This window comes from Burkholderia pseudomultivorans (assembly GCF_902499075.1).
Classification (GTDB): domain Bacteria; phylum Pseudomonadota; class Gammaproteobacteria; order Burkholderiales; family Burkholderiaceae; genus Burkholderia; species Burkholderia pseudomultivorans.
In genome coordinates, this window is sequence record NZ_CABVPP010000032.1 from 37,297 (window position 1) to 62,628 (window position 25,332).

Below are 25,332 nucleotides of genomic sequence, written 5' to 3' on the forward strand. Positions count from 1 at the left end.
GCGGGCGCGCGGCACGGCGATGCGCCGGCTAACGCGGCAGGATGTTGAAGTCCTGGCCTCGCGTTCGGGAAGTGCTGCCGGGCGTCGTCAACGTCAAATATCCGCTCCCCAGGGTCCGGGTCCATATGAAGGCAGACCCTAGCGCTCGGCGAACGCCGCTGCTGCGCGCATCACCTGCTCGACCTTGCCTTGTGCGAGCGCCTTCAGCGGCGTGAGCTTGCCGAGCGACGCTTTCGGCGTCGTGAAAAACTGCCATTTGCTCCAGCCCGGCAGGTCGCCCAACTGCTGTGTCACCCTTCCCAGCGTCTTGCGATCGATGTCGCCCGCCAGATAAAAGGCCGGGTAGAACTGCGCGGCGCCCACGTCGACCGTAAAGATGCGCCCCGACGCGACCGCCTTGTTCAGTGCCTGGCGCGTGATCCCCAGTGCCGTCCAGATCTCGGCGGCCGGCAGCAGCCTGCCGCTGGCGACCAGCGCTTGTCGTTCCGGCAGCACGAGACGCTCGACCTCGGAAAGCGCGGCAGCCTTACGCGCGGTCGATCCGGACGCCGGCTTCGCGCGGCCCGGATCCGTCCTGTCGCGCGTCGCGGCAGCCGCGATCCCGAACGTGACCGTCGCCGCCAGATCGATGACCTGCGCGATACCGACCTTGAACAGATGCCCGAGTTGCGCGTCGGAAAGCCGGAGCAGCGCGCGGGCCTTGTCGGGCCCGAGCATGGTCGCGGCGCCGACCGCGCTGCGCAGCGCGTCCGCGGTATCGACGTCGAGGACGACGTCCTCGATCGTGTGTGCGTGCCGGCCCATCGTCGCCTCCTTTCGCAATCAGGAACAAGCGTAGGCCAATCTCGCAACCAAGTCAACTTCGTCAACCATCTCCCCGTCATGGCGTGCCGCCCGTATCGGCCGGCAACATCGCCCCGTCAGCCCGTCATGCCCCCGCCCGCTCAGGCCGTCCGCAGAAACAACCGCCGCGTCAGGTCGAACGCAACCAGATTCCCGGCCAGTACGAGCAGCAGCCCGATCATCGCGAGCGGCGACCAACGATAGCCCTCGAACACCGTCGACACGGCCAGCGCGACGATCGGGAACAGCACCGTGCAATAGGCGGCCCGCTCCGGCCCGATGCGGCCGACGAGCGTCAGGTAGGCGGTGAACCCGATCACCGAGCCCGGCACCGCAAGGTAGACGAGCGCGCCGAGATAGCGCGGGCTCGGATCGACCGCGAACGGCAGCCCGGCCGCGACGCTGCCGACCGTCAGGATCGCCGCGCCGATCAGCATCGCCCAGCCGTTGGTCGCGAGCGGATGCAGCCCCATCGACTGCATCCGGCTCGACAGCAGGTTGCCGGCCGAGAAGCACAGCGTGCCCGCGAACGCGATCGCAAGGCCCGTCCACGTCGCATGATCGTCGAGATGGCCGGCCATCTGCTGCCAGAACAGACATGCGATGCCGGTCAGCCCGAGCAGCGCGCCCGCGATCGCGGACGGCCGCAGCGGCCGGCCCATGAACAGCCGGCCGTTGATCGAGTTCAGCAGCGGCGCGGTCGAGAAGATCACCGCGACAAGCCCGCTCGGCACGACGCGCTCCGCGTAGTAGAAGCACAGGAAGTTCAGGCAGAACAGCGCGAAGCCCTGCGCGAGAAGAAAGCGCCACGCTTCGCGCGGCGGGCGCGCCGGCCGGCGCATCACGCGCAGCAGCGCGAACATCACGGCGGCGGCGAGCCAGAAGCGCCACGCGATCGACACGGGCGGCGGCACGGCGCCGAGTTGCCATTTGATCGCGATCCAGGTGGTTCCCCAGATCAGCACGGTGACGATATAGAGCGACAGGTTCATGGCGGTCGACCAACACGGAATCGGATGAAACGGACGTCGACTATGACGCCGCGCGGCCCGCGGCGATTGTCCGGAATTGCGGTCTTTTTCGGGATGCCCGGCGCGCCGGCACGCACGCGCTTATACTCGGCGCATCATGAGTTCGTCCCTTTCCGCCCCGCCCGTCGATCGCGCCGCCGCGCTGGCCGGTGCCGAGATCCCGTTCGGCCTGCAGTCGGTGTGCCGCACGCTCGCCGAGGCGAACGCGACGCTCGAGCGCTTCGCGTGGCTCGGCGATCATCTCGCGATCGCCGAATGGACGCGCGTCACCGACGAAGCCGAGACGATCTACGCGCAGCCCGGCCATCACACGCTGTCGTGCTACCTCGACGGCGGCTACCGGACCGAGCGCGAACGCGTGCCGCGCTACGGCGCGCCGAGCCTGCTGTGCGCGCTGCCGGGCGATCACGAATCGCGCTGGTGGGTGCGCGGCGAGATGCATTTCATCCACCTGTACTTCCTGCCCGAGCACTTCACGCAGCGCGCGATCCGCGAGCTCGACCGCGAACCGCGCGAGCTGAAGCTCGCCGACCGTACCTATTTCGAGGATGCGCGCGTCGCGACGCAGTTCCGCTCGCTGGCGCTGGAGCGCTGGGACGATGCGGACGGACGGCTGCGCGTGAACGAAACCGCGCACGACGTGCTGAGCCTGCTGCTGCGCGGCCAAAGCACGACGCGCACCGACGCGTCGTTTCGCGGCGGGCTCGCGCCGGCCGTGCGCCGCCGCGTGCGCGACTACATCGACACCTGCCTGTCGCAGCCGCTGACGCTCGGCGAACTCGCCGACGTCGCCGCGCTGTCCGAATATCACTTCTCGCGGATGTTCCGGCTGTCGTTCGGCCGCGCGCCGCATGCGTGGGTGGCCGAACAGCGGCTCGCCCGGGCGCGCCTGCTGCTGCGCACGACGGCGCTGCCGCTCGCGCAGATCGCGGCCGAATGCGGATACGCGAACGCCGGACACTTCAGCCACCGCTTCCGCGACGCGCACGGCACGACGCCGAACACCTATCGGCGCGCGATGCGGGGCGGCTGAGGCCGCCGCCCTTCCCGCGTCAAACCCCGCGCCGCGACAGCTCCTGTTCGAGCGCCGCGACGCCGGCCGGCAGATCGACCGGCACCTTCAGGTCGACCATCGTGCGGCCGAACGCATGCACGGTGCGGAACAGGTTGTGTTCGCGGCACTGCTCGCCCATCTGGCCGATCCGCACGATCGGCAGCCCGAACGAGCCGGAGATCTCGACCTGGTACTGCTTCGAGATATGCCCGCAGATCATGCCCGGCGTCAGCCCGTCGGGCGTCTCGATGCCGACCACCGAATTGAGCCGGCAGTCCTTCGGCGCATACAGCTTCAGCCCCATCGCCTCGACGCCCGCCTGCAGCGCGAGCGAACAGCGCAGGTGGCGCGCGAAGCGGCTCTCGAGCGTTTCCGCGCAGACGAGCCGCAGCGCCTCGTGCAGCGCGAGCACGCCCGACACGGGCGCCGTGTAGTGATAGCCGGCGTTGTGCCAGAAGTTCTCCGCGAGCGCCATGTCGAGACACCAGTGCGCGTTCGGTTCGGGACGCCGCTTCATCCGCTCCCAGGCCGCATCGGAGAAGGCGATCAGCGACACGCCCGGAATCGACGACAGCCCCTTCTGGCCGCCGGTGATCACCGCATCGATGCCCCACGCATCCATCTCGAGCGGCATCGTCGACAGCGTGCACACCGCGTCCACGACGACCAGCGCGCCGGCCGCCTTCGCGAGCGCCGCGATGTCGCGCAGGTCGCGATTCCACACGGTGTTCGACGTCTCGCCCTGCACGATCGTGACGATCTCGGGCCGCTCGCGCGCGATCGCATCGGCGACCTCGTCGAGGCTCGCGACCGCGCGGTCGGCCACTTCGAGCATCGCCACGTCGGCGCCGACGCGCGTGGCCATCTCGGCCATCCGCGCGCTGAAGAAGCCGTTGCGGATCGACAGCACGCGCGTGCCGCGCCACGCGAGGTTCGAGATCGCCATCTCCATCGCGGCCGAACCGGGGCCGGCGACGCCGAGCACCCACTTGGTGCGGGTCTGGAACACGTAGCGCGCCATCTCCTTCACCTGCTCGATGATCTTCGCCATCGTCGCGCCGAGATGGTTGATCACGATCGTGTTCGCCTTGGCGACGGCGGCCGGGATCGGAACCGGGCCGGCCCCCATCATCAGTAGCGGTTCTTCGGGCAGGATCGCGTCGAGCGGCACGACGACGGGACAGGGAATCGGCGAGTAATCGATGGACATGGCTGGAACGGGATGAATGGACGAAATGCACGAATGCTCGCCGCATGGCGAGCCAATCGATCATTCCCCGTTCCGCCGTGTTGCGCAAGAGGCACACGCGACCGGACAGCGGGCAGCCGGCCCGGTCGCCGGACCGGGCCAGATCGCGCGCATATCGGAACGCGATTGCCGTTCCGATGGTGAAACGGTTCCATGCGGACGATTTTCCCGCGCAATATCGCGATGATTCGTCGATTCGAACCGTTCGCCGCAGCCGCCCGCGCGGCCGCGAGAAACTTTGCGTGCCGTAAAATCGCCGAACCGGATTCGATACGTATATTCGGCATACTGGCAAAAAACGCCATTCTCACGCATCGCATTGCCGGAAATACCGGAAATTAGCGCACCCGGTCATGCCTATCGCTCGCAATCCATTGATTTATATACGAAATATTCCTCACATCGACGCATAAGCCAAAGCCCCGACCGCCCCGCGCTGCCAGCCGCCGGCAGCGTCCGGCGGTTTTTCCGGCATGCACGATTCCGATTTTCCGCAACCCGCCCCGTTTCTCAGGTTGACGGATATCGTTTCCTTATTGAACAATCGTCTGCGGAATCGAAAACCGTTTTTCGATACGAGGGAGAATCGGGTGTCGCGCAATGGGCTTTCACGGCTGCGCGACGAAAAATCACAACCATAATCAGTCAACCGGGCCAGAAATACGCGAGCCATGAACCAGATTCAGACCATGCGTGTCTTCGTCTGCGTCGCCGAGCAACAGAGCTTCCGGCGCGCGGCGCACCATCTCGGCGTGTCCAACGCACTCGTCACGCGCTCGATCGCGATGCTCGAGGGCCACCTGAATACGCGGCTGATCCACCGCACCACGCGCAACCTGTCGCTCACCGAAGCCGGCGCGCGTTATCTCGACGGCTGCCGCGCGCTGCTCGAAGAGTTCGACCATCTCGAGGCCTCGGTCGCGCATGCGGCGCGCGAGCCGGGCGGCACGCTGCGCATCGTCGCGTCGGGCCTGCTGTCGCCGCTCGCATTGACGCCGCTCGTCAGCAGCTTCCGGCACCGCTATCCGGAGCTGCGCGTGCAGCTCACGGTCGCCGAGGGGCCGCTCGACATGCTCGACTCGGGCTACGACGTCGGCATCGTCACCGGCGACCGGCTCGCCGGCAATCCGGCGCTGATCGGTCATCCGCTCGCACCGAATCCGTTCGTCGCGTGCGCAGCGCCCGCCTATCTGGAACGGCGCGGCGAGCCGCGCTCGCCCGACGACTTGCCGCGCCACGACTGGATCGCGCTCGCGCCGCACCAGCACACGCCCGCGTGGCGGCTGGTCGGCCCGGACGAGGTCGTATACGCCGTCACGGTGCGCCCGGCCTGCACGGTCAACCAGCTCGCGCTCGTGCAGGCGGCGGTCGCCGCCGGGTCGGGCATCGCGATGCTGCCGTCGCACTGCGTCGCCGACGCGATCGACAACGGCACGCTGGTGCGGCTTTTGCCCGGCTACCGGATCGACGATCCCGACGCGCAGCTGTCGCTCGTCTACCCGAACCGCCAGTTCGTGCCGGCACGCACGCGCAGCTTCGTCGAACACGCGCTCGAACACTTCGGCACGCCGGCGCAGCGCGAGCGCGCCGGCTACGGCTTCCTGCGGCCGGCGCGGGCCGAACGCCCCGACATCGTCACGGGCCTGCAGTAAACTGCCCGCGACAGCCATCGGAGGTGCAGCGTGCGCGTGATCCTGTTCAGCAGCCGGCAGTACGACGACGATTCGTTCACCGCCGCGAACCGGCAGTTCGGCTACCGGCTGCACTTCCAGCCGTCGCATCTCGATGCGGAGACGGCGATCCTCGCGCACGGCTATGACGTCGTCTGCCCGTTCGTCAACGACACCGTCGACGCGGCCGTGCTCGAACGGCTCGCGGACGGCGGCACGCGCCTGATCGCGCTGCGCTCGGCCGGCTTCAACCACGTCGACCTGGCGGCCACCGAGCGGCTCGGCATCGCGGTCGTGCGCGTGCCGGCCTATTCGCCGCACGCGGTCGCCGAACACGCGGTCGCGCTGATCCTCGCACTCAACCGCCGCCTGCCGCGCGCGGTCGCGCGCACCCGCGAGGGCGATTTCTCGCTGAACGGCCTGCTCGGCTTCGACCTGCACGGCAAGACGGTCGGCGTGATCGGCACCGGCCTGATCGGCCGCGTGTTCGCGAAGATCATGATGGGCTTCGGGATGCACGTGCTCGCGCACTCGATGCCGCCGTACGACGACGAGCTGATCGCGTTCGGCGCGCGCTACGTCGAGCTCGACGAGCTGCTGCGCCACGCCGACATCGTCAGCCTGCATTGCCCGCTGCTGCCGTCCACGCATCATCTGATCAATGCGCAGACGCTCGCGCGGATGAAGCACGGCGCGATGCTGATCAACACCGGGCGCGGCGGGCTGGTCGACGCGCAGGCGCTGATCGACGCGCTCAAGAGCGGCCAGCTCGGCCATCTCGGGCTCGACGTGTACGAAGAGGAAAGCGGGCTGTTCTTCGAGGATCATTCGGACCTGCCGCTGCAGGACGACGTGCTCGCGCGGCTGCTGACGTTCCCGAACGTGATCGTCACGTCGCACCAGGCGTTCTTCACGCGCGAGGCGCTCGCCGAAATCGCGCACACGACGCTGCTGAACATCGAGGCGTGGCATGCGGGCACGCCGCAGAACGTCGTGACGACGAACCGCTGAGAAACGGCAGGTTTGACGGCAGACGGCGCATCCGCAATCGTTTGCTCGTGCGCAGGGCCGTTGGCTCCGCATGCCTTCGTCAACAATTCCGTACTTTGTTGCGGTCGAGGCAACGCTTCGCGCGCGCCGTCTGCTATCGTTGCGCCGACGTCATCCCCTGCTTCCGCCGCCCATGCGTTTCGACGATCCCGACCTCGCCGCCGTCTACCGCGCCATCTTCGAGCGGCGCGACATGCGCCACTTCACGCCCGCGCCGGTCGATCCGGCCGTGCTCGGCCGGCTGCTGCGCGCCGCGCACCATGCACCGAGCGTCGGCTTCATGCAGCCGTGGCGCTTCGTCCGCATCACCGATCGCGCGCTGCGCACCGCGATCCACGCGCTGGTCGAGGCCGAGCGCCGCGCGACCGCCGACGCGCTCGGCGAGCGCCACGACGACTTCATGCGGCTGAAGGTCGAAGGCGTGCGCGAATGCGGCGAACTGCTGGTCGTCGCGCTGAGCGACGATCGCGAACGCCATGTGTTCGGCCGCCGCACGCTGCCGGAAATGGACCTCGCGTCCGCCGCGTGCGCGATCCAGAACATGTGGCTCGCAGCCCGCGCGGAAGGGCTCGGGATGGGCTGGGTGTCGCTGTTCGACGTCGACGCGCTGCGTACGCTGCTCGGCATGCCCGACGGCGCGAAGCCGATCGCCGTGCTGTGCATCGGGCACGTCGACGCGTTCTATGCGAAGCCGATGCTCGAGGAAGCGCGCTGGGCCGCGCGGATGCCGATCGACGCGTGCCTGTTCGAGAACGGCTGGGGCGAGCCGGCGGCGCAGGGGCTGGCGGCGGCCGCGGCAGTCGGCTTCGGTGACGCCTCGGGCAGCACGGCCGCCTCAGCCATCAGCGAAGTGCCGACCGCCGCGCAACCGGCATCGCCCGCTCCGGCGCCCGCCCCGCACGCCCCCGCCCCGGAAGCCGCCGTTGCGCTTTCCGCCACATCGGCCGAACGACCGACCTAGACGCCCGCCCGTTCGAACCCGCGCTATCGCGCCCCGCTCCGCCGCCCCATCCCACAGTGTGGGCACGGCCCGTCGCACGCCGGCAACATCCGTTCCGGCCCCCGGCATAAGGGTTTCCACTGAAGTAGAATCGCGGCTGTCGTCCTGCCGTCCACCCGCTCCGTGCGTCCTGCGCGCGCCTGGCCGACGGCCTTTCCCGGAATCCTCCGCGATGCCCTTACCTCTGTTCGCCCTCGCCGTCGCCGCATTTGGAATCGGTACCACCGAATTCGTGATCATGGGGCTGCTGCCCAACGTCGCGCGCGACCTTGGCGTGTCGATTCCGGCCGCCGGGATGCTCGTGTCCGGCTACGCGCTCGGCGTGACGATCGGCGCGCCGATCCTCGCGACCGTCACCGCGAAGATGCCGCGCAAGCGCGCGCTGATGGGGCTGATCGGCCTGTTCATCGCCGGCAACCTGTTCTGCGCGATCGCGCCCGGCTATGCGGTGCTGATGGCCGCACGCGTCGTCACCGCATTCTGCCACGGCGCGTTCTTCGGGATCGGCTCGGTGGTCGCGAGCAACCTCGTCGCGCCGAACCGCCGCGCGCAGGCGATTGCGCTGATGTTTACCGGCCTCACGCTCGCGAACGTGCTCGGCGTGCCGCTCGGCACCGCGCTGGGCCAGGCGTACGGCTGGCGTGCGACGTTCTGGGCCGTCACCGGCATCGGCATCGCCGCGGCCGCCGCGCTCGGCGTGTGCCTGCCGAAAAACCTCGCGATGCCCGATACCAGCATCACGCGCGAATTCGGCGTGCTGAAGCACCCGCAGGTGCTGATGGTGCTCGGCATCAGCGTGCTCGCGTCGGCGAGCCTGTTCAGCGTGTTCACCTACATCACGCCGACCCTCGAGGACGTGACGGGCTTCTCGCCGCGCCAGGTTACCTATGTGCTGCTGCTGTTCGGCCTCGGCCTGACGGTCGGCGGCACGCTCGGCGGCAGGCTCGCCGACTGGCGCCGGATGCCGTCGCTGATCGCGACGCTCGCGCTGATCGGCGTCGTGCTCGCGACGTTCGCCGGCACGATGCATGTGCCGTTCGCTGCGCTCGCGACGATCTTCGTCTGGGGCATCCTCGCGTTCGCGATCGTGCCGCTGCTGCAGATCCTGATCGTCGATCGCGCGAGCGATGCGCCGAATCTCGCGTCGACGCTGAACCAGGGCGCGTTCAACCTCGGTAACGCGACCGGCGCGTGGCTCGGCGGGATGGCGATCGGCTCCGGCGTGTCGCTCGTGAACCTGCCGTGGGTCGGCGTCGCGATGGCCGTCGCCGCGCTCGCGCTGACGCTGTGGTCCGCGTCGCTCGAACGCCGCCCGGTGGCCGTGCCGACCGAATACGTGTGACGCGTCCGTGCCGCGATCGTTGCGCACGCAACCCCATTCTGACTTGATGGCCTTCATGGACCTTTCAAGGTCCGAGGTGTAGGATCGCGCCCGATGAAAGCCATCCTCAATCGTGATTTTCTTGCGCTCATCCTGAGCGTCGCGGTCGTCGGTCTCGGCACCGGCGCCACGCTGCCCCTCACCGCGCTCGCGCTGACCGAGGCCGGGCACGGCACCAACGTGGTCGGCATGCTGACGGCTGCCCAGGCCGGCGGCGGGCTCGCGATCGTGCCGTTCGTCACCGCGCTCGCGCGACGCATCGGCGCGCGCCGCGCGATCGTCGTGTCGGTCGTGCTGCTCGCCGCCGCCACCGCGCTGATGCAGTTCACGTCGAGCCTGATCGTGTGGGGCGTGCTGCGCGTGCTGTGCGGCGCCGCGTTGATGCTGCTGTTCACGATCGGCGAAGCGTGGGTCAACCAGCTCGCCGACGATTCGACGCGCGGCCGCGTCGTCGCGATCTACGCGACCAACTTCACGCTGTTCCAGATGGCGGGCCCCGTGCTCGTCAGCCAGATCGCGGGCGCGACGGGCATCCGCTTCGCGCTGTGCGGCGCGCTGTTCCTGCTCGCACTGCCGACGCTCGCGACGATCCGGCGCGCGCCGCTCGCCGGCGACGACGCGCATCACGAAACGCACGATCACTGGCTCGCCGTGCTGCCGCGCATGCCCGCGCTGATCATCGGCACCGGGTTCTTCGCGCTGTTCGACACGCTCGCGCTGTCGCTGCTGCCGCTGTACGCGATGGACCACGGCGTCGCGAGCGAAACCGCCGTGCTGCTCGCGTCGATCATGCTGTTCGGCGACACCGCGATGCAGTTCCCGATCGGCTGGCTCGCGGACAAGCTCGGCCGCGAACGCGTGCATCTCGGCGCGGGCTGGATCGTGCTCGCCGGCCTGCCGCTGCTGCCGTTCGTCGTCGCGAATCCGTGGCTGTGCTGGCCGCTGCTGTTCGTGCTCGGCGCGGCCGCCGGCAGCATCTACACGCTGTCGCTCGTCGCATGCGGCGAGCGCTTCCGCGGCGCGGCGCTCGTCACGGCCAGCTCGCTCGTGTCGGCGTCGTGGAGCGCCGCGAGCTTCGGCGGCCCGCTGGTCGCGGGCGCGCTGATGGAGCAGCTGGGCAGCAACGCGCTGGTCGGCGTACTGGTCGTGTGCGTCGCCGCGTTCGTCGCGGCCGCGCTGTGGGAACGCCGCACGGCGTTGCAACGCGCGGTCTGAGGCCCGCGTGCGCATCATCGCGCGCGTGACACACTCGAAACGACGACGGCCCGCGCAAGGCGGGCCGTCGGATGCAAGCGCGTCACGCGCGATGCGTCACGCTTTCAATGCAGGCAGGATCTTGCCGGCGCAGCTGCCGAAACCGACGCGATAGCCGTCGCCCTGGCACCATCCGGCGAGCGTCAGCTCGTCGCCGTCCTCGATGAAGGTGCGGCTGCCGCCGCCGCTCAGCGCGAGCGGCTCCTTGCCGTTCCACGTCAGCTCCAGCAGGCTGCCGAACGAATCCTTGGTCGGCCCGCTGATCGTGCCCGAGCCCATCAGGTCGCCGACCCGCGTGTTGCAGCCTGCGACCGTGTGATGCGCGAGCTGCTGCGCCATCGTCCAGTACATGTGCTTGAAGTTGGTGCGGCAGATCGTCGTCGGCTGCGCCGCGCCTTCCGCACGCAGCGTCACTTCGAGCGCGATGTCGAACGCATGCCGGCCCGCATGCTGCAGATACGCGAGCGGCTGCGGCGTCTGCTCGGGCTGCGCGGTGCGGAACGGTTCGAGCGCGTCGAGCGTGACGATCCACGGCGAGATCGTCGTCGCGAAGGTCTTCGCGTTGAACGGGCCGAGCGGCACGTATTCCCACTGCTGGATGTCGCGCGCGCTCCAGTCGTTGAGCAGCACCATCCCGAAGATATGCGCTTCCGCGTCCTCGCACGCGATCGGCTCGCCGAGCGCGTTGCCGCGGCCGACGATGAAACCCGTCTCCAGTTCGATGTCGAGCTTGCGGCACGCACCGAACACCGGGCGCTCCTGGTCGGGCAGCTTCAGCTGGCCGTTCGGGCGCCGCACCGGCGTGCCGCTCACGACCACCGACGACGCGCGGCCGTTGTAGCCGATCGGCATCTCCGACCAGTTCGGCAGCAGCGCGTTCTTCGGATCGCGGAACATCGAGCCGACGTTGGTCGCATGCTCCTTCGACGAATAGAAGTCGGTATAGCCGGGAATCTCGACCGGCAGGTGCAGCGTCGCATCGCGCTGCGCGACCAGCACCTGCGCGCGCAGCGCCGCATCGTCGCGCAGGCGCGCGTTCTCGCGCGAGAACAGCGCGGACAGCTGCACGCGCACGCTGCGCCACGCGTCGCGGCCGAGCGCGATGAACGCGTTCAGCGTCGGCGCGGCGAACGCGTCGGCGCCGCCCGGCAGCGTCACGAGGCCGGCGCGCGCGAGCGCGGCGAGATCGACGATCTGGTCGCCGAGCGCGACGCCCGCGCGGTGCGCCGGCTGCTTCGCATCGCTGAAGATCCCGAACGGCAGGTTCTGGATCGGAAAATCGCAGGCGGGATCGTTCGCGGTGTCGATCCAGCTCTTGCGAGCCGGGTCGAGCGTCGCGCGCCAGTCTTGGGTATCGCTCATCGTTGCTCCGGATTGAAGTGTTTCCTGATGCCTTGCCAGCATTCGAAGTAGTTCGCCTGCAGCTGCGCGGTGTCGAGCGCGTAACGCGTCGGCCGGATCAGCGTGCGGGTTTCGAACATGAACGCCATCGTGTCGTCGACCTTGTGCGGCTTCGTCGTGTCGCTCGCCGACGCCTTCTCGAACGTGTCCGCGTCGGGCCCGTGGCCCGACATGCAGTTGTGCAGGCTCGCGCCGCCCGGCACGAAGCCTTCGGCCTTCGCGTCGTACGCGCCGTGCACGAGCCCCATGAACTCGCTCGCGACGTTGCGGTGGAACCAGGGCGGCCGGAACGTATCCTCGGCCGCGAGCCAGCGCGGCGGGAAGATCACGAAGTCGATCGCGTCGACGCCCGGCGTGTCGGTCTGCGAATGCAGCACGAGGAAGATCGACGGATCGGGATGGTCGAAGCTGATCGAGCCGATCGTGTTGAACAGGCGCAGGTCGTATTTGTACGGCGCGTAGTTGCCGTGCCACGCGACGACGTCGAGCGGCGAGTGGCCGATATCCGCGCGCCACAGCCGGCCGTTCAGCTTGGCGACGAGTTCGAACGCGCCTTCGCGGTCCTCGTACGCGGCCTGCGGCGTCAGGAAGTCGCGCGGGTTCGCGAGCCCGTTCGAGCCGATCGGGCCGAGGTCGGGCAGGCGCAGCAGCGCGCCGAAGTTCTCGCAGATGTAGCCGCGCGCGTTGCCGTCGGGCAGCGCGACCGAGAAGCGCACGCCGCGCGGGATCACCGCGATCTCGAACGGCTCGACGTCGAGGCGGCCGAACTCGGTCGCGATGAACAACCGCCCCTGCTGCGGCACGATCAGCAGCTCGCCGTCGGCGCTGTAGAAGAAGCGGTCCTGCATCGAGCGGTTCGCCGCGTACAGGTGGATCGCGCAGCCGTTCATCGCGGCCGCCGAGCCGTTGCCGGCCATCGTCACCCAGCCTTCGACGAAATCGGTCGGCTCGGCCGGCATCGGCAGCGGATCCCAGCGCAGCTGGTTCGGCGGCGTCGGCGGCACGTCGGCCGAATCGCCGAATTCCGACACGAGCCGCTGCGGGCCCGCGAACGGCTCGAACGGCCGATGCACGGCCGCCGGGCGGATCCGGTACAGCCACGAGCGGCGGTTATGGCCGCGCGGCGCGGTAAACGCGGTGCCCGACAGCTGCTCCGCATAGAGCCCGTACGGCGCGCGCTGCGGCGAGTTGCGGCCGTGCGGCAATGCGCCGGGCAACGCCTCGGTCGCGAACTCGTTCGCGAAACCGCTCAGGTAGCCGGCACTCGCCGGTTTCGACAGGTCAAGCGTCATCGTTCCATTTCTCCATCAATTCAGGCGGCGCTCGGCGCTCGTTCGCCGAGGCGTCGCGACACACCCGCGAGCCCGAGAACGAACAGCGCCGAGCACAGCACGGGCACGGCGGCCGCATGAAACAGCGCGCCGTTCGACCAGTTGAGTGCAATCAGTTGCCCGCCGACGAGCGGCCCCAGCACCGAGCCGATGCGGCCGATGCCGAGGCTCCAGCCGATGCCCGTCGAGCGCAGCGAGGTCGGGTAGTACTGGCCCGCGAGCGCGTTGACGGCCGGCTGCCCCCCGACCACGCAGAACCCGCCCGCGAACACGACGATCAGCAGCCACGGCAGCGCGTGCGCGACCGAGCCGATCAGCCCGACCGACACCGCCGCGCACGCGAAGCAGGCGAACAGCACGCGCACGAAGCCGTAGCGCTCGATGAACCAGCCGAGCGACAGCGTGCCGACCACGCCGCCCGTCTGCAGCACCGTGCCGACGATCACCGCGGTGGACGGCGCATAACCGGCATCGCGCATCACGGTCGGCAGCCAGTTCGACAGGAAGTACAGGTCGATCAGGTTCATGAAGCTGATCGCCCACAGCAGCAGCGTGACCGGCAGGCGACCATGGCGGAACAGCTCGGCGACCGGCGCGCCGCTCGTTGCGCGCTCGCGCACGACGAGCCGCGTGTTCGCGTCGATGCCCGCGTGCGGCGCGAAGCGCGCGAGCCAGTCGCGCGCCCGCGCGTCGCGCCCTTTCAGCACGAGGAACTGCAGCGACTCGGGCAGCCGCGCGACCATCGCGATCGCGAGCACCAGCGGCACCGCGCCGCCGACGAAGAACACCGCGCGCCAGCCGAGCGCCGGAATCAGCGCCGCGCTGATGAAGCCGCCGATCGCCGCGCCGAGCGTGAAGCCGCACGACACGATCATCATCCGCTTCACGCGATGCGCGCCCGGGCTGAACTCGCCGACCAGCGCCATCGCGTTCGGCATGATGCAGCCGAGGCCGAGCCCCGTGACGAAGCGCAACGCCATCAGCACCGGGATCGAACCCGCGAACGGCGTCGCGAGCATCGTCAGCGCGAAGAACAGCGTCGCGCCGATCAGCACCGGGCGGCGCCCGATCCGGTCGGCCAGCACCGACAGGCCGAGCGCACCGAGCAGCATGCCGAACAGGCTCGCGCTGAACACCGGGCCGAGCGCCTGCTTCGGCACGCCCCATTCGGCGATCACGCTCGGCGCGACATAGCCCATCGCCTGCGCGTCGAAGCCGTCGATCACGAGGCACAGCCCGCACAGCACCAGCAGCATCCAGTGAAAGCCCGGGTTATGGGTGTCGTCGATCACATGCTCGACTTCGAGCGTGCGCGCATCGCTCGGCGCGGCACTCATTGCGCCACCTCGGCGGCCGGATGCGCGGGCGGCGTCACGCCGCGGCGCGCGAGCGCCATCGCTTCGCGCAGCACGTCGAGATCGCCGATCTGGTTCGCGAGCAGCAGGATCAGCTTCGCGTTGACGAGCTGGCTGTCGCTGTCGGACAGGTCGCGATGCATGTCGATCAGCGCTTCGTAGAATGCGTCCGGATCGGCCAGACGCGGGCGGGTGTCGAGTGGGGGCATGGCGGGTGTCTCCGGTATCGGTATCGTTGTCGTGTTCAGCGTGCGCAGGTTGCGCGGGCCAGCGCGTCGGCGATCGCGCGGCGGTCGAGCGCGCGCATCCGCGCGCACACGTGCTGGTCGGGGCGCAGCAGGTAGAACGTGCCGGGCTTCGCGTCGTAGCGCTGCGCGGCGACGCCGTCGAGATCCTCGACGACCTCGACGCCCGGCGCCGGCTGCGCGTGCCCGGCCGGCACGACGAGCACGGGCCGCACCGGCAGCGCGAGATCCGCGACCGCCTGCGCGAGCGCGGCCGCATCGCCCGGCAGGCCGAACAGCACGCCGGTGAAGCCGCCGCGCAGATGCTGCAGCAGCCAGCCCGAGCCGTGCTGCGTGCGCACCGGCGCATCGGCCGCCGCCGCGCCCGGCCGCATCGCGCCTGCGAACGTGTCGCGATCGGGCGTGTTCAGCGGCGAATCGGCGAGCACCGCCGGCACCGACAGGCGGCCGCTGTTCACCAGCTTGCGCGCGAACTCGCAGTCGCGCGCGAGCTTCAGCGTCGCGTCGCGGAACACGCGCGACACGGGGCTCTTCGGCGTGATGAAGTCGGTCGAGCGCGTCGAGTTGCGGATGTTCTCGTCGGCCGCGAATTCGCGCTCGCTCGCATACGTGTCGAGCAGGCGGTCGGCCGCGCTGCCGTCGAGCACGAGCTTCAGCTTCCACGCGAGGTTGTCCGCGTCCTGCACGCCGCTGTTCGCGCCGCGCGCGCCGAACGGCGACACGCCGTGCGCGGAGTCGCCCGCGAACAGCACGCGGCCGTGGCGGAACGTATCCATCCGCTGGCACCGGAACGTATAGACGCTGACCCATTCGAGCTCGAACTCGACGTCCGGCCCGAGCAGCGCGCGCACGCGCGGAATCACGCGCTCGGGCTGCTTCTCGGCGACCGGATCGGCATCCCAGCCGAGCTGGAAGTCGATGCGCCACACGTTGTCGGGCTGGCGATGCAGCAGCACCGACTGGTTGCGGTGGAACGGCGGATCGAACCAGAACCAGCGTTCGGTCGGGAATTCCGCCTTCATCTTCACGTCGGCGATCAGGAAGCGATCCTTGAACGTGCGGCCGCGGCTTTCGAGGCCCATCGCCGCGCGCAGCGGGCTGCGCGAGCCGTCGGCCGCGATCACGTACTGCGCGCGCAGCGTCTCGGCGCCTTCCGGCGTCTCGACCGTCAGCACCGCATGCTCGGCCGACTGCTCGACGCCCGTCACCTTGTGTTTCCAGCGGATGTCGATGTTCGGCAGCTCGAACGCGCGCTCGGCCAGATAGCCTTCGACGTAGTACTGCTGCAGGTTGATGAACGCGGGACGCGCATGCCCTTGTTCCGGCAGCAGGTCGAACGCGTAAAGCTGCTCGTCCTGCAGGAACACCTTGCCGACGTGCCAGCTCACGCCCTTGTCGACGAAGCGCTCGCCGCAACCGAGCCGGTCGAAGATCTCGAGCGTGCGCTTCGCGAAGCAGATCGCGCGCGAGCCGGTGGACAGCGTGTCGTCGTCGTCGAGCAGCACGACGGGCACGCCCTGCTGCGCGAGGTCGATCGCGGCCGACAGGCCGACCGGGCCCGCGCCGACGACGATCACCGGATGGACGGCCGCGTCATGGGCGGCGCCGCGCGCCGCGCGCGGGCGGTATTCGAACTTCAGGGTCTGGTAGTCGATGCTCATGGTCGCCATCCGTCCGTCAGCCCTGCCGCGCGCCCGCCGGCGCGCCCGTCGTGATCCCGCCCCGGCACCCCGGCCGGCCCTGCTGCCTCCATTTCCAGTCAACCGCCACGTCTCGCTCCTTGCTTCCTGTTGATTCGGGGACGTCGCTGCCTGCGCAGCGCCCTGATGCCGCTTTTCTTGATCGATGTCACGCTTCAGGATTTACGAATAGTAAAACCAATTACGAATAGTGAAATCAACGTAAACCCTAGGGATCGTCGCAGGGACGGGATAACCATATGAGCGAAACGCCAAGCCGAGCCCCGCGCGCACTGCTACTATCGAGATGAGGCGGCCCGTTCGGCCGCCCTTTTTCCTTGTCGACCGACACCGATGATTCCGCCCACCATTCCCGAGCTGGTCGCCCGTGCCGGGCAGCTGCCCTATCTGCGGGAACACCTCGCGCTTGCCGACGGCGGCACCGCGTGTGCGCACCTGCCCGAGCGCGTGCTCGGCAGCGCGTACGAACCGATCTACGACGTGACGATGCCGGGCGCGCCGCAGTCGACGTCGTTCGCGGACGCGATCGAGCGCTACGGCGACGAGCTCGGCTTCCAGGCCGTCACGCTGGTGACGGGCGCGCCGCACGATCCGGTCGACGCGGCCACCGACGACCAGACGCTGGTCGCGATCGACCGCCTGTCGCGCGCGCTGCATGCGATCAACTTCTTCGGCGCGCAGCGCCACGGGCTGCTGTTCCTGCGCGTGCACGAGCGGCTGCTCAAGAGCGTGAAATACGATCACGGCAAGCATTTCTCGTCGGTGCTGCAGCGCTTCGGGCTGTCGCCCGAACGGATCGTGATCGAGCTGCCGGCGGTCGCGGTCGCGCACAAGACCTTCCTCGGCTACCTGACGCGCAGCTACCAGCATCACGGCTTCAAGGTCGCGGACAAGCTGCCCGACCCGGGGCGCATCCTCGCGGTCGAATCGGAGATGGCGCGGCCCGACTACATCAAGATGGACGCCGGCATCGCGCTGCGCGACGGCATGGTGAAGGCGCTCGTCGCCTATGCGCAGCGCGTGCGGATTCCGCTGATCTTCGACGGCGTCGTCGACGAGACGCAGTGCGAGCTGCTGCGCCAGCACGACGTGCGGTTCATGCAGGGGCCGGTGTTCGCGAAGGTGGTGACGGTCTAGAAAAGGCTGCGGCCGGTGCCGCCCACGCAGGCTGCGTTGCGCGCGGAACGGGAATGGGACGGGCGTCGCGGGATCGGCGCCCTGCGTGCCGGGTCGTCCCGGCGCCTCGGTATTGTCATGTGCGCCGCACGGCCGGCGCGCTCAGGCCGTCTGCCCGAGCCGCTGCGCGAGCGCCTTCAATTTCGGCCCGACCAGCGTGCGGAACACGTCGTCGTCCATCGACGACGCCGGGCCGCTGCAGCTCAGGATCAGCCAGCGCCCTTCGCGCGGCTCGCGAAACGGCACGGCCGCCGCGTTGACGTCCGCGTGCCACGCGCGGAACGAATAACAGCAACCGCTCGCCGGAAACTCGGCCACCGCCTGCTGCGCGGCGGCGACGAGCGCATCGGCGTCGTCCGCGCCGCCGGCCGCGCGATGCAATTCCGCATAGAGCGCGCGCCGGACATCCTCCGGCTGCACGGCCAGGTACGCGCGCCCCATCGAACTCGTCAGCATCGACAGCCGCGAACCGGGCGCGAGCCCGAGCGTCAGCGCAGTCTCGCTGCGAATCGTCTCCAGATAGATCATGTCGAGCCCGTCGCGGCAGCCGAGCGACACGGCCGCGCCGATCTCGCGCGCGAGCGCCTGCATGTGGGGCCGCGCGAGGTCGAGCGTGCCGGAGCCCGACAGCAGCGCGTAGCCGAGCGACAGCACGCCGGCGTCCAGCGCATACTTTCCGAGCGTCTCGTCGTAGCGCAGATAGCCCAGCACGGTCAGCGTATAGGCAAGCCGGTTCACCGTCGCCTTCGGCAAGCCCGTGCGCTGCGCGAAATCGCGGTTGCCGATCATCGTCTCGCCGGGCCGGAACGCGCGCAGCAGGTCGAGCCCGCGCGCGAGCGCGACCACGAACTTGCGTTCGTCGATGGGGGTTTCGTCGATGGTTGAAAGCGTCATCTGGTGCTACACTGGGATCAATTTGCAAAACATTGTTCCGCAGAGCGGAACTCCAGTCAAGTGAGGAGATCATCGATGAGCGCTGCAACTTTTCATTGGGACGATCCGCTGCTGCTCGACCAGCAACTGACCGAAGAAGAGCGGATGGTGCGCGACGCCGCGCAAGCGTACGCGCAGGACAAGCTCGCGCCGCGCGTGACCGAGGCGTTCCGCCACGAGCGCACCGACGCGGAAATCTTCCGCGAGATGGGCGAGCTCGGCCTGCTCGGCCCGACGATTCCGGAGCAATACGGCGGCCCCGGCCTCAACTACGTGAGCTACGGCCTGATCGCGCGCGAAGTCGAGCGCGTCGATTCCGGCTACCGGTCGATGATGTCGGTGCAGTCGTCGCTCGTGATGGTGCCGATCTTCGAATTCGGCTCGGACGCGCAAAAGCAGAAATACCTGCCGAAGCTCGCGACCGGCGAATGGATCGGCTGCTTCGGGCTGACCGAGCCGAACCACGGCTCCGATCCCGGCAGCATGGTCACGCGCGCGAAGAAGGTGCCCGGCGGCTACTCGCTGTCCGGCGCGAAGATGTGGATCACCAACTCGCCGATCGCCGACGTGTTCGTCGTGTGGGCGAAACTCGAGGAAGACGGCAAGGACGCGATCCGCGGCTTCATCCTCGAGAAGGGCTGGAAGGGCCTGTCGGCGCCGGCGATCCACGGCAAGGTCGGGCTGCGTGCGTCGATCACCGGCGAGATCGTGCTCGACGAGGTGTTCGTGCCCGACGAGAACCTGATGCCGAACGTGAGCGGCCTGCGCGGCCCGTTCACGTGCCTGAACTCGGCGCGCTACGGGATTGCATGGGGCGCACTCGGCGCTGCCGAGTCGTGCTGGCACACCGCACGCCAGTACGTGCTCGACCGCAAGCAGTTCGGCCGGCCGCTCGCCGCGAACCAACTGATCCAGAAGAAGCTCGCCGACATGCAGACCGAGATCACGCTCGGCCTGCAGGGCGTGCTGCGACTCGGCCGGATGAAGGACGAAGGCACGGCGGCCGTCGAGATCACGTCGATCATGAAACGCAATTCGTGCGGCAAGGCGCTCGACATCGCACGGCTCGCGCGCGACATGCTCGGCGGCAACGGCATCTCGGACGAATTCGGCGTCGCGCGCCACCTCGTGAACCTCGAAGTGGTCAACACGTACGAAGGCACGCACGACATCCACGCGCTGATTCTCGGCCGCGCGCAGACGGGCATCCAGGCTTTCTTCTGATCGTTCCGAAGTGGCGGCGCACGCCGCCTCGCGTGCGCCGCAAAGACACGGCCCGCCCGGCATGACTGCCGGGCGGGCCGTTTTTCATCGACATTCGCGCATCGGGCCCATGGCCGCGATCGCGCGACGCGCGCGGCTTACTTGTTCGGCTGCGGCGTGAGGCGCAGGTATGGACGCACCGCGTTGAAGCCCTTCGGGAAGCGCTGCTTCAGCTCCTCCGGGTCCTGCAGCGACGGCACGATCACGACGTCGTCGCCATCCTTCCAGTTGCCGGGCGTCGCGACCTTGTAGTTGTCGGTGAGCTGCAGCGAATCGATCACGCGCAGCACCTCGTCGAAGTTGCGCCCCGTGCTGGCCGGATAGGTGATGATGAGCCGCACCTTCTTGTTCGGGTCGATCACGAACAGCGAGCGCACCGTCAGCGTTTCGTTCGCGTTCGGGTGGATCATGTCATACAGTTGCGAGACCTTGCGGTCCGCATCGGCGATGATCGGGAAACCGACGACCGTCGACTGCGTTTCGTTGATGTCGTTGATCCAGCCCTTGTGCGAATCGACGCCGTCGACCGACAGCGCGATCACCTTCACGTTGCGCTTCTCGAATTCGCCCTTCAGCTTCGCGGTCAACCCGAGTTCCGTCGTGCACACCGGCGTGTAGTCGGCCGGATGGGAGAACAGCACGCCCCAGCTGTTGCCGAGCCACTCGTGAAACTTGATCGGGCCCAGGCTCGATTCCTGCTCGAAATCCGGTGCGATGTCGCCAAGACGCAGACTCATGGTGTTCCCTCCTCGAACGATGCATGTTGAAACCGCGCGCGGTCGGCGCGGGACAGTCCATCAGCTTAAGGGAAGCCATGCGACATGCGAACGATTATTACGTTTGATATTCATGCTTTTTTGTCATTTTTGCCCGGTGCGAGGCAGGGATGACCGGCCGCGCATGAAACTTTTTGCGCCGTTTGCCGCTCTGTCGAAGATTACAAGTCGTTTACCATGCAGTCTGGCAACGCACCCCGTGCGTCTTCCCGGCTCGCCAGCAGGCAGGCGTTTCGCTACGATGTGAACCTGCAGCATGACAGCATGAAGGGAGTTGCAATGTCGGAAATCAACAAGGAGAAACTGATGTCGGATATCAAAACCGTTCTCGCGGACGCCGAAGATCTGCTCAAGCAAGCCGCGAGCAGCACGGGCGACCGTGCGGCCGAGCTGCGCGAAAAAGCCATGACGCGCCTGAAGCAGGCCAAGGAAAAGGCAGCCGACGTCCAGGTCGTCGTGGTCGAGAAAGGCAAGAAGGCCGCGCGCGCGACCGACGACTACGTGCACGAGCATCCGTGGACGTCGATCGGCGTCGCTGCGGGCGTCGGCGTGCTGATCGGCCTGCTGATCAACCGCAAGTAACGCGCGCCTGGCGCCGTTCCGCCCCCGCGCCGCCACCCGCGGTCGCGGGCGCCGAAGCCGGCCGGCGGTTCGCCGCCGGCGGCTTTGTCCTAGCCGCTCACTGGCGCAAGCCACTCTTCCATGACGACAGACACCAAATCGCAGCCGTCCGGCCAGGGACCGCTGCGCCGCCTCGTCGGCTCGGCGATCGGCCTCCTGCAAACCCGCCTCGAACTGGTGGGCATCGAGCTGGCCGAGGAGAAGGAACGCCTGATGGGCGTACTGTTCCTCGGGCTCGCCGCGATGATGCTCGCGACGATGGCGCTGATCAGCCTGACCGTGCTGATCGCGATCGCGTTCTGGGACACCTATCGCTGGCAGGCGCTCGCCGCGATCACCGCGCTGTATGCGGTGGGCGGCATCGCATGCGCGCTGAAGGCGCGCTCGGGCCTGCGCGATGCGCCGACCGTGTTCGAGGCGACCCTCGCCGAACTCGAGAAAGACCGCGAACTGTTCCGCGGCAAGCCATGAACGCGATCGCGTTCGTCCCTCTCACCTATTTCGCCGACGCGCCATGAGCCAGAACGCTACGGGCAATGCACCCCGCCCCCCTTCGTCGCGATCGAACTGGAGCGCATCGCAGCATCGCGCGCTCCGCAAGGAACTGCTGATCCTGCGGTCCGAGGTCGAACGACTCGAACTGGCGGAAGCCGCCGCCGAGATGCGCCAGGCGGTCACGCGCTTCAGCTGGCTCAAGGTCTTCATCCCCGGCCTGTCGAGCGGCAAGTTCAGCCAGTCCGCGAAAACCCTCAACGCGAGCCTCGGCAATCTCGTCAACCAGTATCCGATGCTGAGTTCGCTCGCCTCGCTCGTACTGGCGAAACCGGTTCGCTCGCTGCTGCGCGCGAGCGCCGGTCCCGCGCTGAAGTGGGGCACGCTCGGGTTCGCCGCGTGGGAGGTGTACCGGATCTGGAAACAATCGCGCGACGAGCGCGGCAGCGACGCCGCCATCGGCGACTGACGCGCAACGCCGCCACGACGCACGCGGCGACGCGTGATGGCCGCGCGACGCGTGGCGGCAGCGTGCGCTTCTTCCGCTTCGCGCGCGATCAGCGCACGCCCCAGCAAGCCGGGTTCCACGCGTCGTTCCCATCGTGCCGCGCATTGCCTTTCGTCCCGTCCGAACGCAGCGTGAATGTGCCGCACAGGTCGTCGCGCATGGGTCCGGTGTCGAGCGGACTCGCTTCGAGTTCGTACGCCAGTGGTGAATCGCCGCCGGCCGGCGGCCGCCGCGCCACGCGATAGACCGGCCGTCCGTCAGGCGGCGCATGCGCGAGCGCGTCCGGCAGCGTCGCCGGCGGTGCGCCGTCGAGCGTCTCGAGATACTGGGCTGCGCGATACAGCGCCGATACCGCCGACGCCCGATGGACCCGCGCGACATGCTCGCGATACGACGGGATACCCCATGCGGCCAAACCGGCGACGATCGCGAGCACGATCATCAGCTCGAGCAAGGTGAATCCTGACGGTCGCGCCACGGCACCCTCTCCTTGTCACTGCATTGCCGCCACGCGCCGCCAGCGTTGCGCGACGATGCGTCCGTCACGAATCGCAACCTGACTTTGCAGCCAGACGACGCTCGCCCCATGCGTGCCGACGCCGCGCGCCGTGACGAGATACGCACGGGCATCTGCAGGACCGGCACCGCGCCACGCTTCGATCAGGCAGCGCGGCGGCTGTACGGCTGGCGGCCACTCCGCGAACGGTGCGAACGCTTCGGCGAGCGTCAGCGCAGGCAGGCGCCGCCACGCGTCCGGTTCGGCATGCGAGTCGCGTTCGGGCAGGTAGCTTGCCGAACCGCGCAGCAACCGCACGGTGCACGCAACCAGCGCGGCATCGGCCGCATGAAACGCGATCAGCCGGTCCGACAGCGCTCGCGTGCGGCGGGACTCCGTCAGCGCCGATTCGAACCATGTGCCCGTCAGCGCGGCAACAGCCGCGCCGACCGCGATCACGGCCGGGAGTGCGAAGCCGGTGTCGCCACGTCCGCTGCCGCGAGGTGGGCGAAAGCGTGTCAACGAAGCGCGATGTCCCGTCGCCATATCTTCCGGTGCGGGCGGCTTACCGCCTTTCGTAGCGAAGTCTTCCCGGCGCAATCGCCGCGCCGTCACACGCTTTTCGTCGCCCTTCATCGCAACACCTCGCGCGCATGACGCGTGTCGGGCACCGCATCGCCGAATGCGATCGTCGCGTTCCTCAATGCGACGACACGATGCAACGCCAGCCGCGCACGGCCATCCCGGGCGACGGTTTCGCGCTCGTCGCAGTCGACGTACCGGGCCGGCTCGCGCATAGGCTCGCCGCGCGCCTGCACGCAGACATGCACGGCCACGACGTCGTGCCAGTCGGCGCCGCGCATCGCATCGGCGCGCACGAACTGCGTGTCGCCGCGCCGCAGATAGCGCACGCGCAGCTGGTCGATGCCCACCACCACGGGCTGCGGCGCGCCGGGGTGGCCGCTGCCTTCGCAATACAGTTCAGGCTCGCCCGTCGACGGACTGACGTGCGCATCGAAGCGGTTCGCGACAAGCGGCCGTTCGCCCGGCGCGCCGACGCCCTGCCCCAGGCAATCCGATACCTGCGCGCTCGCCGTCGGCCATGTCGACACCGTATCGCCGACATACCGAACCAGCAGTGCATCGGAATCCGTCCGCAGCGGATCGCATCGCACCTGCGCGCTGTCGCCGCGAATGCGCGCCGCCGAGCAGCCGAATACCGGCGGCAATGCTGTCGACCCGCCCGCGTCGAGCGGCCGGAATCCCGCCATCTGAAGCTGCTGGCCGATCAGCATCAATGCGGTGCCCGCCGCATCGCGCATCCGGAATCCGTCGTCCGCGCGCCGTTGCGCGACGCGCTGCGCGTGGTACGCCGCGCCGGCCGCCGCGAGCACGAGCAGACCGACGGTCATCGCGATCAGCACTTCGAGCAGCGTATGGGCGCGCATGCGGCGCTTAGTGCGCATCGGCGTCGCCCTCCCGGAACGGGATCCGTACGCACGCAGGCGGCTCCTTCGACCCGCGCGCGTCACCGCAACGCGACGAAGCCGCTGCGTCGCCGGCGCGCCAGCCAACGACGACGAATCGCATGCCGCCCGCCGCGGCATCGAGCGACATCGCACCGCCGGGCAGCGAGGCCGCCGCCAACGCCGCGAGGCCGTCCCCGGCGGCCGGCGCGGCATGGATGCGCTCGATGCGCGCATCGGCCAGCCACAGCGCGCGCTCGCGCCAGATCGTCGCCCGCTGCGCTTGCGTCATCGCGAGCTGACTGCCGGCCACCGCGAGCATCACGATCGCCAGCAGCGCAATGGCCAGCGTCGCTTCGAGCAGCGACGTGCCGCGCGACGCGTGGCGCACCGCCATCATGCCGCGTCGCAACGGCCGGTCGCGACGCGCGCGCGACCGCCCGCCGCAATCCGTACGCAGCGCGACACACGTGCGTCGTCGACGCCCGGCATGTCGCGTCGCGGACGCAGTTCGAAACGCCGGATTCCGCCGATCGCCTGCCCTGCCGGCGGCACGAAGGCGAGATCGTGCGCAGCGCCCGCGACCGCGATGTCGGGATCGCGCGGATAGCGCCGCAGCACGCGCGATTGCCCGTCGACCCGTGCGCTGACGACCCAGTCGCACGACCACTCCGACTCGCCGCACCGCTGGCCGGGACCAAGGCACGTGCCGTCATGCGCGGCGCGACACAGCGTGACGCGCACGCCCAGACGCGTCGCCTCGGCACGCGCAAACGACAGCGCGCCGAGCAAGGCGCGCGAGCGCGCATCGACGCGTTCGCGCATGCGCCACTGATCGAACGCGGGCGCCGCGTAGAGCGCAAGCCCGACCGTCAGCGCGATCGCGACCATCAGCTCGACGAGCGTGAAGCCGCCGAACCGACGTCCGGTCGTGTTTCCAGTCAGTCTGCAACGCGCCATTGCCGTGCTCCGCGAACGTGATGCGGCGACTGTAACGACGCGAGCGCATGCATGCCTATATGCCGAACGGCCGACTG

Annotated in this window: 28 protein-coding genes; 12 read left to right on the forward strand and 16 right to left on the reverse strand. The window is 68.8% G+C overall.

Annotated elements, in window-relative coordinates; all coding sequences use genetic code 11:
• Window positions 1–138: 138 nt before the first annotated feature.
• Window positions 139–804, reverse strand: coding sequence for a hypothetical protein (locus BST28156_RS20470; protein WP_040126738.1), 666 nt, complete (start codon window positions 802–804; stop codon window positions 139–141).
• A gap of 140 nt (window positions 805–944) precedes the next feature.
• Complete coding sequence (locus BST28156_RS20475) at window positions 945–1,835, reverse strand: DMT family transporter (RefSeq protein ID WP_174903232.1); 891 nt, start codon at window positions 1,833–1,835, stop codon at window positions 945–947.
• Between the two features lie 136 nt (window positions 1,836–1,971).
• Here BST28156_RS20475 and BST28156_RS20480 point away from each other — a divergent pair, with 136 nt between their 5' ends.
• Window positions 1,972–2,907, forward strand: coding sequence for an AraC family transcriptional regulator (locus BST28156_RS20480; protein WP_174903233.1), 936 nt, complete (start codon window positions 1,972–1,974; stop codon window positions 2,905–2,907).
• A gap of 19 nt (window positions 2,908–2,926) precedes the next feature.
• On the opposite strand, the gene BST28156_RS20485 is transcribed toward BST28156_RS20480, so the two are convergent.
• On the reverse strand, window positions 2,927–4,138 hold the full coding sequence (locus BST28156_RS20485; RefSeq protein ID WP_174903234.1) for a pyridoxal-phosphate-dependent aminotransferase family protein: 1,212 nt from the start codon (window positions 4,136–4,138) through the stop codon (window positions 2,927–2,929).
• Window positions 4,139–4,330: 192 nt separating this feature from the next.
• Between BST28156_RS20485 and BST28156_RS20490 the strand changes: the two genes are divergently transcribed.
• Window positions 4,331–4,519 (forward strand): hypothetical protein, encoded by a 189-nt coding sequence (locus tag BST28156_RS20490; protein WP_174903235.1) that lies wholly within the window; start codon window positions 4,331–4,333, stop codon window positions 4,517–4,519.
• Between the two features lie 55 nt (window positions 4,520–4,574).
• Here BST28156_RS20490 and BST28156_RS20495 read toward each other — a convergent pair whose 3' ends face one another.
• Entirely contained in the window at window positions 4,575–4,850 is a 276-nt protein-coding gene (locus BST28156_RS20495) for a hypothetical protein (protein ID WP_174903236.1), read from the reverse strand.
• Between BST28156_RS20495 and BST28156_RS20500 the strand changes: the two genes are divergently transcribed.
• The 5 genes from BST28156_RS20500 (at window position 4,849) to BST28156_RS20520 (ending at window position 10,493) form a co-directional block, all read left to right on the forward strand.
• Complete coding sequence (locus tag BST28156_RS20500; protein ID WP_060242271.1) at window positions 4,849–5,829, forward strand: LysR family transcriptional regulator; 981 nt, start codon at window positions 4,849–4,851, stop codon at window positions 5,827–5,829. The genes BST28156_RS20495 and BST28156_RS20500 overlap by 2 nt on opposite strands.
• A 30-nt stretch (window positions 5,830–5,859) precedes the next feature.
• Entirely contained in the window at window positions 5,860–6,858 is a 999-nt protein-coding gene (locus BST28156_RS20505) for a 2-hydroxyacid dehydrogenase (protein ID WP_174903237.1), read from the forward strand.
• A 172-nt stretch (window positions 6,859–7,030) separates the two neighbouring features.
• Complete coding sequence (bluB, locus tag BST28156_RS20510) at window positions 7,031–7,858, forward strand: 5,6-dimethylbenzimidazole synthase (protein WP_174903238.1); 828 nt, start codon at window positions 7,031–7,033, stop codon at window positions 7,856–7,858.
• A 211-nt stretch (window positions 7,859–8,069) separates the two neighbouring features.
• Window positions 8,070–9,239: an MFS transporter gene (locus tag BST28156_RS20515; RefSeq protein ID WP_174903239.1), complete on the forward strand. Its 1,170-nt coding sequence runs from the start codon at window positions 8,070–8,072 to the stop codon at window positions 9,237–9,239.
• 93 nt (window positions 9,240–9,332) lie between these two features.
• On the forward strand, window positions 9,333–10,493 hold the full coding sequence (locus BST28156_RS20520) for an MFS transporter (protein ID WP_174903240.1): 1,161 nt from the start codon (window positions 9,333–9,335) through the stop codon (window positions 10,491–10,493).
• A gap of 96 nt (window positions 10,494–10,589) precedes the next feature.
• Here the strand turns inward: BST28156_RS20520 and fahA are convergent, their stop codons facing one another.
• Genes fahA through BST28156_RS20545 form a run of 5 tightly spaced genes read right to left on the reverse strand, consistent with a single transcriptional unit; the run spans window position 10,590 to window position 16,525 of the window.
• A complete protein-coding gene (gene fahA / locus BST28156_RS20525; RefSeq protein WP_174903241.1) occupies window positions 10,590–11,894 on the reverse strand; it encodes a fumarylacetoacetase in 1,305 nt (434 codons plus the stop codon).
• The gene (hmgA, locus tag BST28156_RS20530; protein ID WP_060242259.1) at window positions 11,891–13,225 is read right to left on the reverse strand and encodes a homogentisate 1,2-dioxygenase; all 1,335 of its coding nucleotides are present in this window, start codon (window positions 13,223–13,225) and stop codon (window positions 11,891–11,893) included. The genes fahA and hmgA overlap by 4 nt, the downstream gene beginning before the upstream one ends.
• A gap of 20 nt (window positions 13,226–13,245) precedes the next feature.
• Window positions 13,246–14,601, reverse strand: coding sequence for an MFS transporter (locus BST28156_RS20535; RefSeq protein WP_174903242.1), 1,356 nt, complete (start codon window positions 14,599–14,601; stop codon window positions 13,246–13,248).
• Entirely contained in the window at window positions 14,598–14,828 is a 231-nt protein-coding gene (locus BST28156_RS20540) for a DUF2783 domain-containing protein (protein ID WP_009688444.1), read from the reverse strand. Before BST28156_RS20540 ends, BST28156_RS20535 begins: the two co-directional genes overlap by 4 nt.
• Window positions 14,829–14,863: 35 nt before the next feature.
• On the reverse strand, window positions 14,864–16,525 hold the full coding sequence (locus BST28156_RS20545; protein ID WP_060242670.1) for an FAD-dependent oxidoreductase: 1,662 nt from the start codon (window positions 16,523–16,525) through the stop codon (window positions 14,864–14,866).
• Window positions 16,526–16,897: 372 nt separating this feature from the next.
• Here BST28156_RS20545 and BST28156_RS20550 point away from each other — a divergent pair, with 372 nt between their 5' ends.
• Window positions 16,898–17,701, forward strand: coding sequence for an EAL domain-containing protein (locus tag BST28156_RS20550; RefSeq protein ID WP_060242255.1), 804 nt, complete (start codon window positions 16,898–16,900; stop codon window positions 17,699–17,701).
• A gap of 141 nt (window positions 17,702–17,842) precedes the next feature.
• Here the strand turns inward: BST28156_RS20550 and BST28156_RS20555 are convergent, their stop codons facing one another.
• The gene (locus tag BST28156_RS20555) at window positions 17,843–18,634 is read right to left on the reverse strand and encodes an IclR family transcriptional regulator (protein WP_174903243.1); all 792 of its coding nucleotides are present in this window, start codon (window positions 18,632–18,634) and stop codon (window positions 17,843–17,845) included.
• Window positions 18,635–18,709: 75 nt separating this feature from the next.
• On the opposite strand from BST28156_RS20555, the gene BST28156_RS20560 reads away from it, so the two are divergent.
• Entirely contained in the window at window positions 18,710–19,897 is a 1,188-nt protein-coding gene (locus BST28156_RS20560) for an acyl-CoA dehydrogenase (RefSeq protein ID WP_060242253.1), read from the forward strand.
• 137 nt (window positions 19,898–20,034) lie between these two features.
• Here BST28156_RS20560 and BST28156_RS20565 read toward each other — a convergent pair whose 3' ends face one another.
• Window positions 20,035–20,673: a peroxiredoxin gene (locus tag BST28156_RS20565; protein ID WP_009690912.1), complete on the reverse strand. Its 639-nt coding sequence runs from the start codon at window positions 20,671–20,673 to the stop codon at window positions 20,035–20,037.
• A gap of 318 nt (window positions 20,674–20,991) precedes the next feature.
• Between BST28156_RS20565 and BST28156_RS20570 the strand changes: the two genes are divergently transcribed.
• From BST28156_RS20570 to BST28156_RS20580, 3 genes are all read left to right on the forward strand, one after another.
• Window positions 20,992–21,294 carry an ElaB/YgaM/YqjD family protein gene (locus tag BST28156_RS20570; RefSeq protein ID WP_060242668.1) on the forward strand — a complete coding sequence of 101 codons (303 nt, stop codon included), beginning with the start codon at window positions 20,992–20,994 and terminating at the stop codon, window positions 21,292–21,294.
• 120 nt (window positions 21,295–21,414) lie between these two features.
• Entirely contained in the window at window positions 21,415–21,804 is a 390-nt protein-coding gene (locus tag BST28156_RS20575) for a phage holin family protein (protein ID WP_060242250.1), read from the forward strand.
• Window positions 21,805–21,847: 43 nt separating this feature from the next.
• Window positions 21,848–22,294 (forward strand): DUF3318 domain-containing protein, encoded by a 447-nt coding sequence (locus BST28156_RS20580; RefSeq protein ID WP_060242249.1) that lies wholly within the window; start codon window positions 21,848–21,850, stop codon window positions 22,292–22,294.
• 88 nt (window positions 22,295–22,382) lie between these two features.
• On the opposite strand, the gene BST28156_RS20585 is transcribed toward BST28156_RS20580, so the two are convergent.
• The 5 genes from BST28156_RS20585 to BST28156_RS20605 all read right to left on the reverse strand — a co-directional run bounded on the left by BST28156_RS20585 (window position 22,383) and on the right by BST28156_RS20605 (window position 25,255).
• Entirely contained in the window at window positions 22,383–22,811 is a 429-nt protein-coding gene (locus BST28156_RS20585; RefSeq protein WP_174903244.1) for a type IV pilin protein, read from the reverse strand.
• Between the two features lie 15 nt (window positions 22,812–22,826).
• Window positions 22,827–23,285 carry a pilus assembly PilX family protein gene (locus BST28156_RS20590; RefSeq protein ID WP_174903252.1) on the reverse strand — a complete coding sequence of 153 codons (459 nt, stop codon included), beginning with the start codon at window positions 23,283–23,285 and terminating at the stop codon, window positions 22,827–22,829.
• Between the two features lie 176 nt (window positions 23,286–23,461).
• On the reverse strand, window positions 23,462–24,295 hold the full coding sequence (locus BST28156_RS20595; RefSeq protein WP_174903245.1) for a PilW family protein: 834 nt from the start codon (window positions 24,293–24,295) through the stop codon (window positions 23,462–23,464).
• Entirely contained in the window at window positions 24,285–24,695 is a 411-nt protein-coding gene (locus BST28156_RS20600) for a type IV pilus modification PilV family protein (protein ID WP_174903246.1), read from the reverse strand. Before BST28156_RS20600 ends, BST28156_RS20595 begins: the two co-directional genes overlap by 11 nt.
• A complete protein-coding gene (locus BST28156_RS20605; protein WP_009690920.1) occupies window positions 24,692–25,255 on the reverse strand; it encodes a GspH/FimT family pseudopilin in 564 nt (187 codons plus the stop codon). The genes BST28156_RS20600 and BST28156_RS20605 overlap by 4 nt, the downstream gene beginning before the upstream one ends.
• Window positions 25,256–25,332 lie beyond the last annotated feature (77 nt).

Bases quoted from the DNA above. Each gene is read 5' to 3' on its own strand.
- BST28156_RS20470 (WP_040126738.1), bottom strand. From the start codon at position 804: ATGGGCCGGCACGCACACACGATCGAGGACGTCGTCCTCGACGTCGAT.
- BST28156_RS20475 (WP_174903232.1), bottom strand. From the start codon at position 1,835: ATGAACCTGTCGCTCTATATCGTCACCGTGCTGATCTGGGGAACCACC.
- BST28156_RS20480 (WP_174903233.1), top strand. From the start codon at position 1,972: ATGAGTTCGTCCCTTTCCGCCCCGCCCGTCGATCGCGCCGCCGCGCTG.
- BST28156_RS20485 (WP_174903234.1), bottom strand. From the start codon at position 4,138: ATGTCCATCGATTACTCGCCGATTCCCTGTCCCGTCGTCGTGCCGCTC.
- BST28156_RS20490 (WP_174903235.1), top strand. From the start codon at position 4,331: ATGCGGACGATTTTCCCGCGCAATATCGCGATGATTCGTCGATTCGAA.
- BST28156_RS20500 (WP_060242271.1), top strand. From the start codon at position 4,849: ATGAACCAGATTCAGACCATGCGTGTCTTCGTCTGCGTCGCCGAGCAA.
- BST28156_RS20495 (WP_174903236.1), bottom strand. From the start codon at position 4,850: ATGGCTCGCGTATTTCTGGCCCGGTTGACTGATTATGGTTGTGATTTT.
- bluB (WP_174903238.1), top strand. From the start codon at position 7,031: ATGCGTTTCGACGATCCCGACCTCGCCGCCGTCTACCGCGCCATCTTC.
- BST28156_RS20515 (WP_174903239.1), top strand. From the start codon at position 8,070: ATGCCCTTACCTCTGTTCGCCCTCGCCGTCGCCGCATTTGGAATCGGT.
- BST28156_RS20520 (WP_174903240.1), top strand. From the start codon at position 9,333: ATGAAAGCCATCCTCAATCGTGATTTTCTTGCGCTCATCCTGAGCGTC.
- fahA (WP_174903241.1), bottom strand. From the start codon at position 11,894: ATGAGCGATACCCAAGACTGGCGCGCGACGCTCGACCCGGCTCGCAAG.
- hmgA (WP_060242259.1), bottom strand. From the start codon at position 13,225: ATGACGCTTGACCTGTCGAAACCGGCGAGTGCCGGCTACCTGAGCGGT.
- BST28156_RS20535 (WP_174903242.1), bottom strand. From the start codon at position 14,601: ATGAGTGCCGCGCCGAGCGATGCGCGCACGCTCGAAGTCGAGCATGTG.
- BST28156_RS20540 (WP_009688444.1), bottom strand. From the start codon at position 14,828: ATGCCCCCACTCGACACCCGCCCGCGTCTGGCCGATCCGGACGCATTC.
- BST28156_RS20545 (WP_060242670.1), bottom strand. From the start codon at position 16,525: ATGAGCATCGACTACCAGACCCTGAAGTTCGAATACCGCCCGCGCGCG.
- BST28156_RS20550 (WP_060242255.1), top strand. From the start codon at position 16,898: ATGATTCCGCCCACCATTCCCGAGCTGGTCGCCCGTGCCGGGCAGCTG.
- BST28156_RS20555 (WP_174903243.1), bottom strand. From the start codon at position 18,634: ATGACGCTTTCAACCATCGACGAAACCCCCATCGACGAACGCAAGTTC.
- BST28156_RS20560 (WP_060242253.1), top strand. From the start codon at position 18,710: ATGAGCGCTGCAACTTTTCATTGGGACGATCCGCTGCTGCTCGACCAG.
- BST28156_RS20565 (WP_009690912.1), bottom strand. From the start codon at position 20,673: ATGAGTCTGCGTCTTGGCGACATCGCACCGGATTTCGAGCAGGAATCG.
- BST28156_RS20570 (WP_060242668.1), top strand. From the start codon at position 20,992: ATGTCGGAAATCAACAAGGAGAAACTGATGTCGGATATCAAAACCGTT.
- BST28156_RS20575 (WP_060242250.1), top strand. From the start codon at position 21,415: ATGACGACAGACACCAAATCGCAGCCGTCCGGCCAGGGACCGCTGCGC.
- BST28156_RS20580 (WP_060242249.1), top strand. From the start codon at position 21,848: ATGAGCCAGAACGCTACGGGCAATGCACCCCGCCCCCCTTCGTCGCGA.
- BST28156_RS20595 (WP_174903245.1), bottom strand. From the start codon at position 24,295: ATGCGCACTAAGCGCCGCATGCGCGCCCATACGCTGCTCGAAGTGCTG.
- BST28156_RS20600 (WP_174903246.1), bottom strand. From the start codon at position 24,695: ATGATGGCGGTGCGCCACGCGTCGCGCGGCACGTCGCTGCTCGAAGCG.
- BST28156_RS20605 (WP_009690920.1), bottom strand. From the start codon at position 25,255: ATGGCGCGTTGCAGACTGACTGGAAACACGACCGGACGTCGGTTCGGC.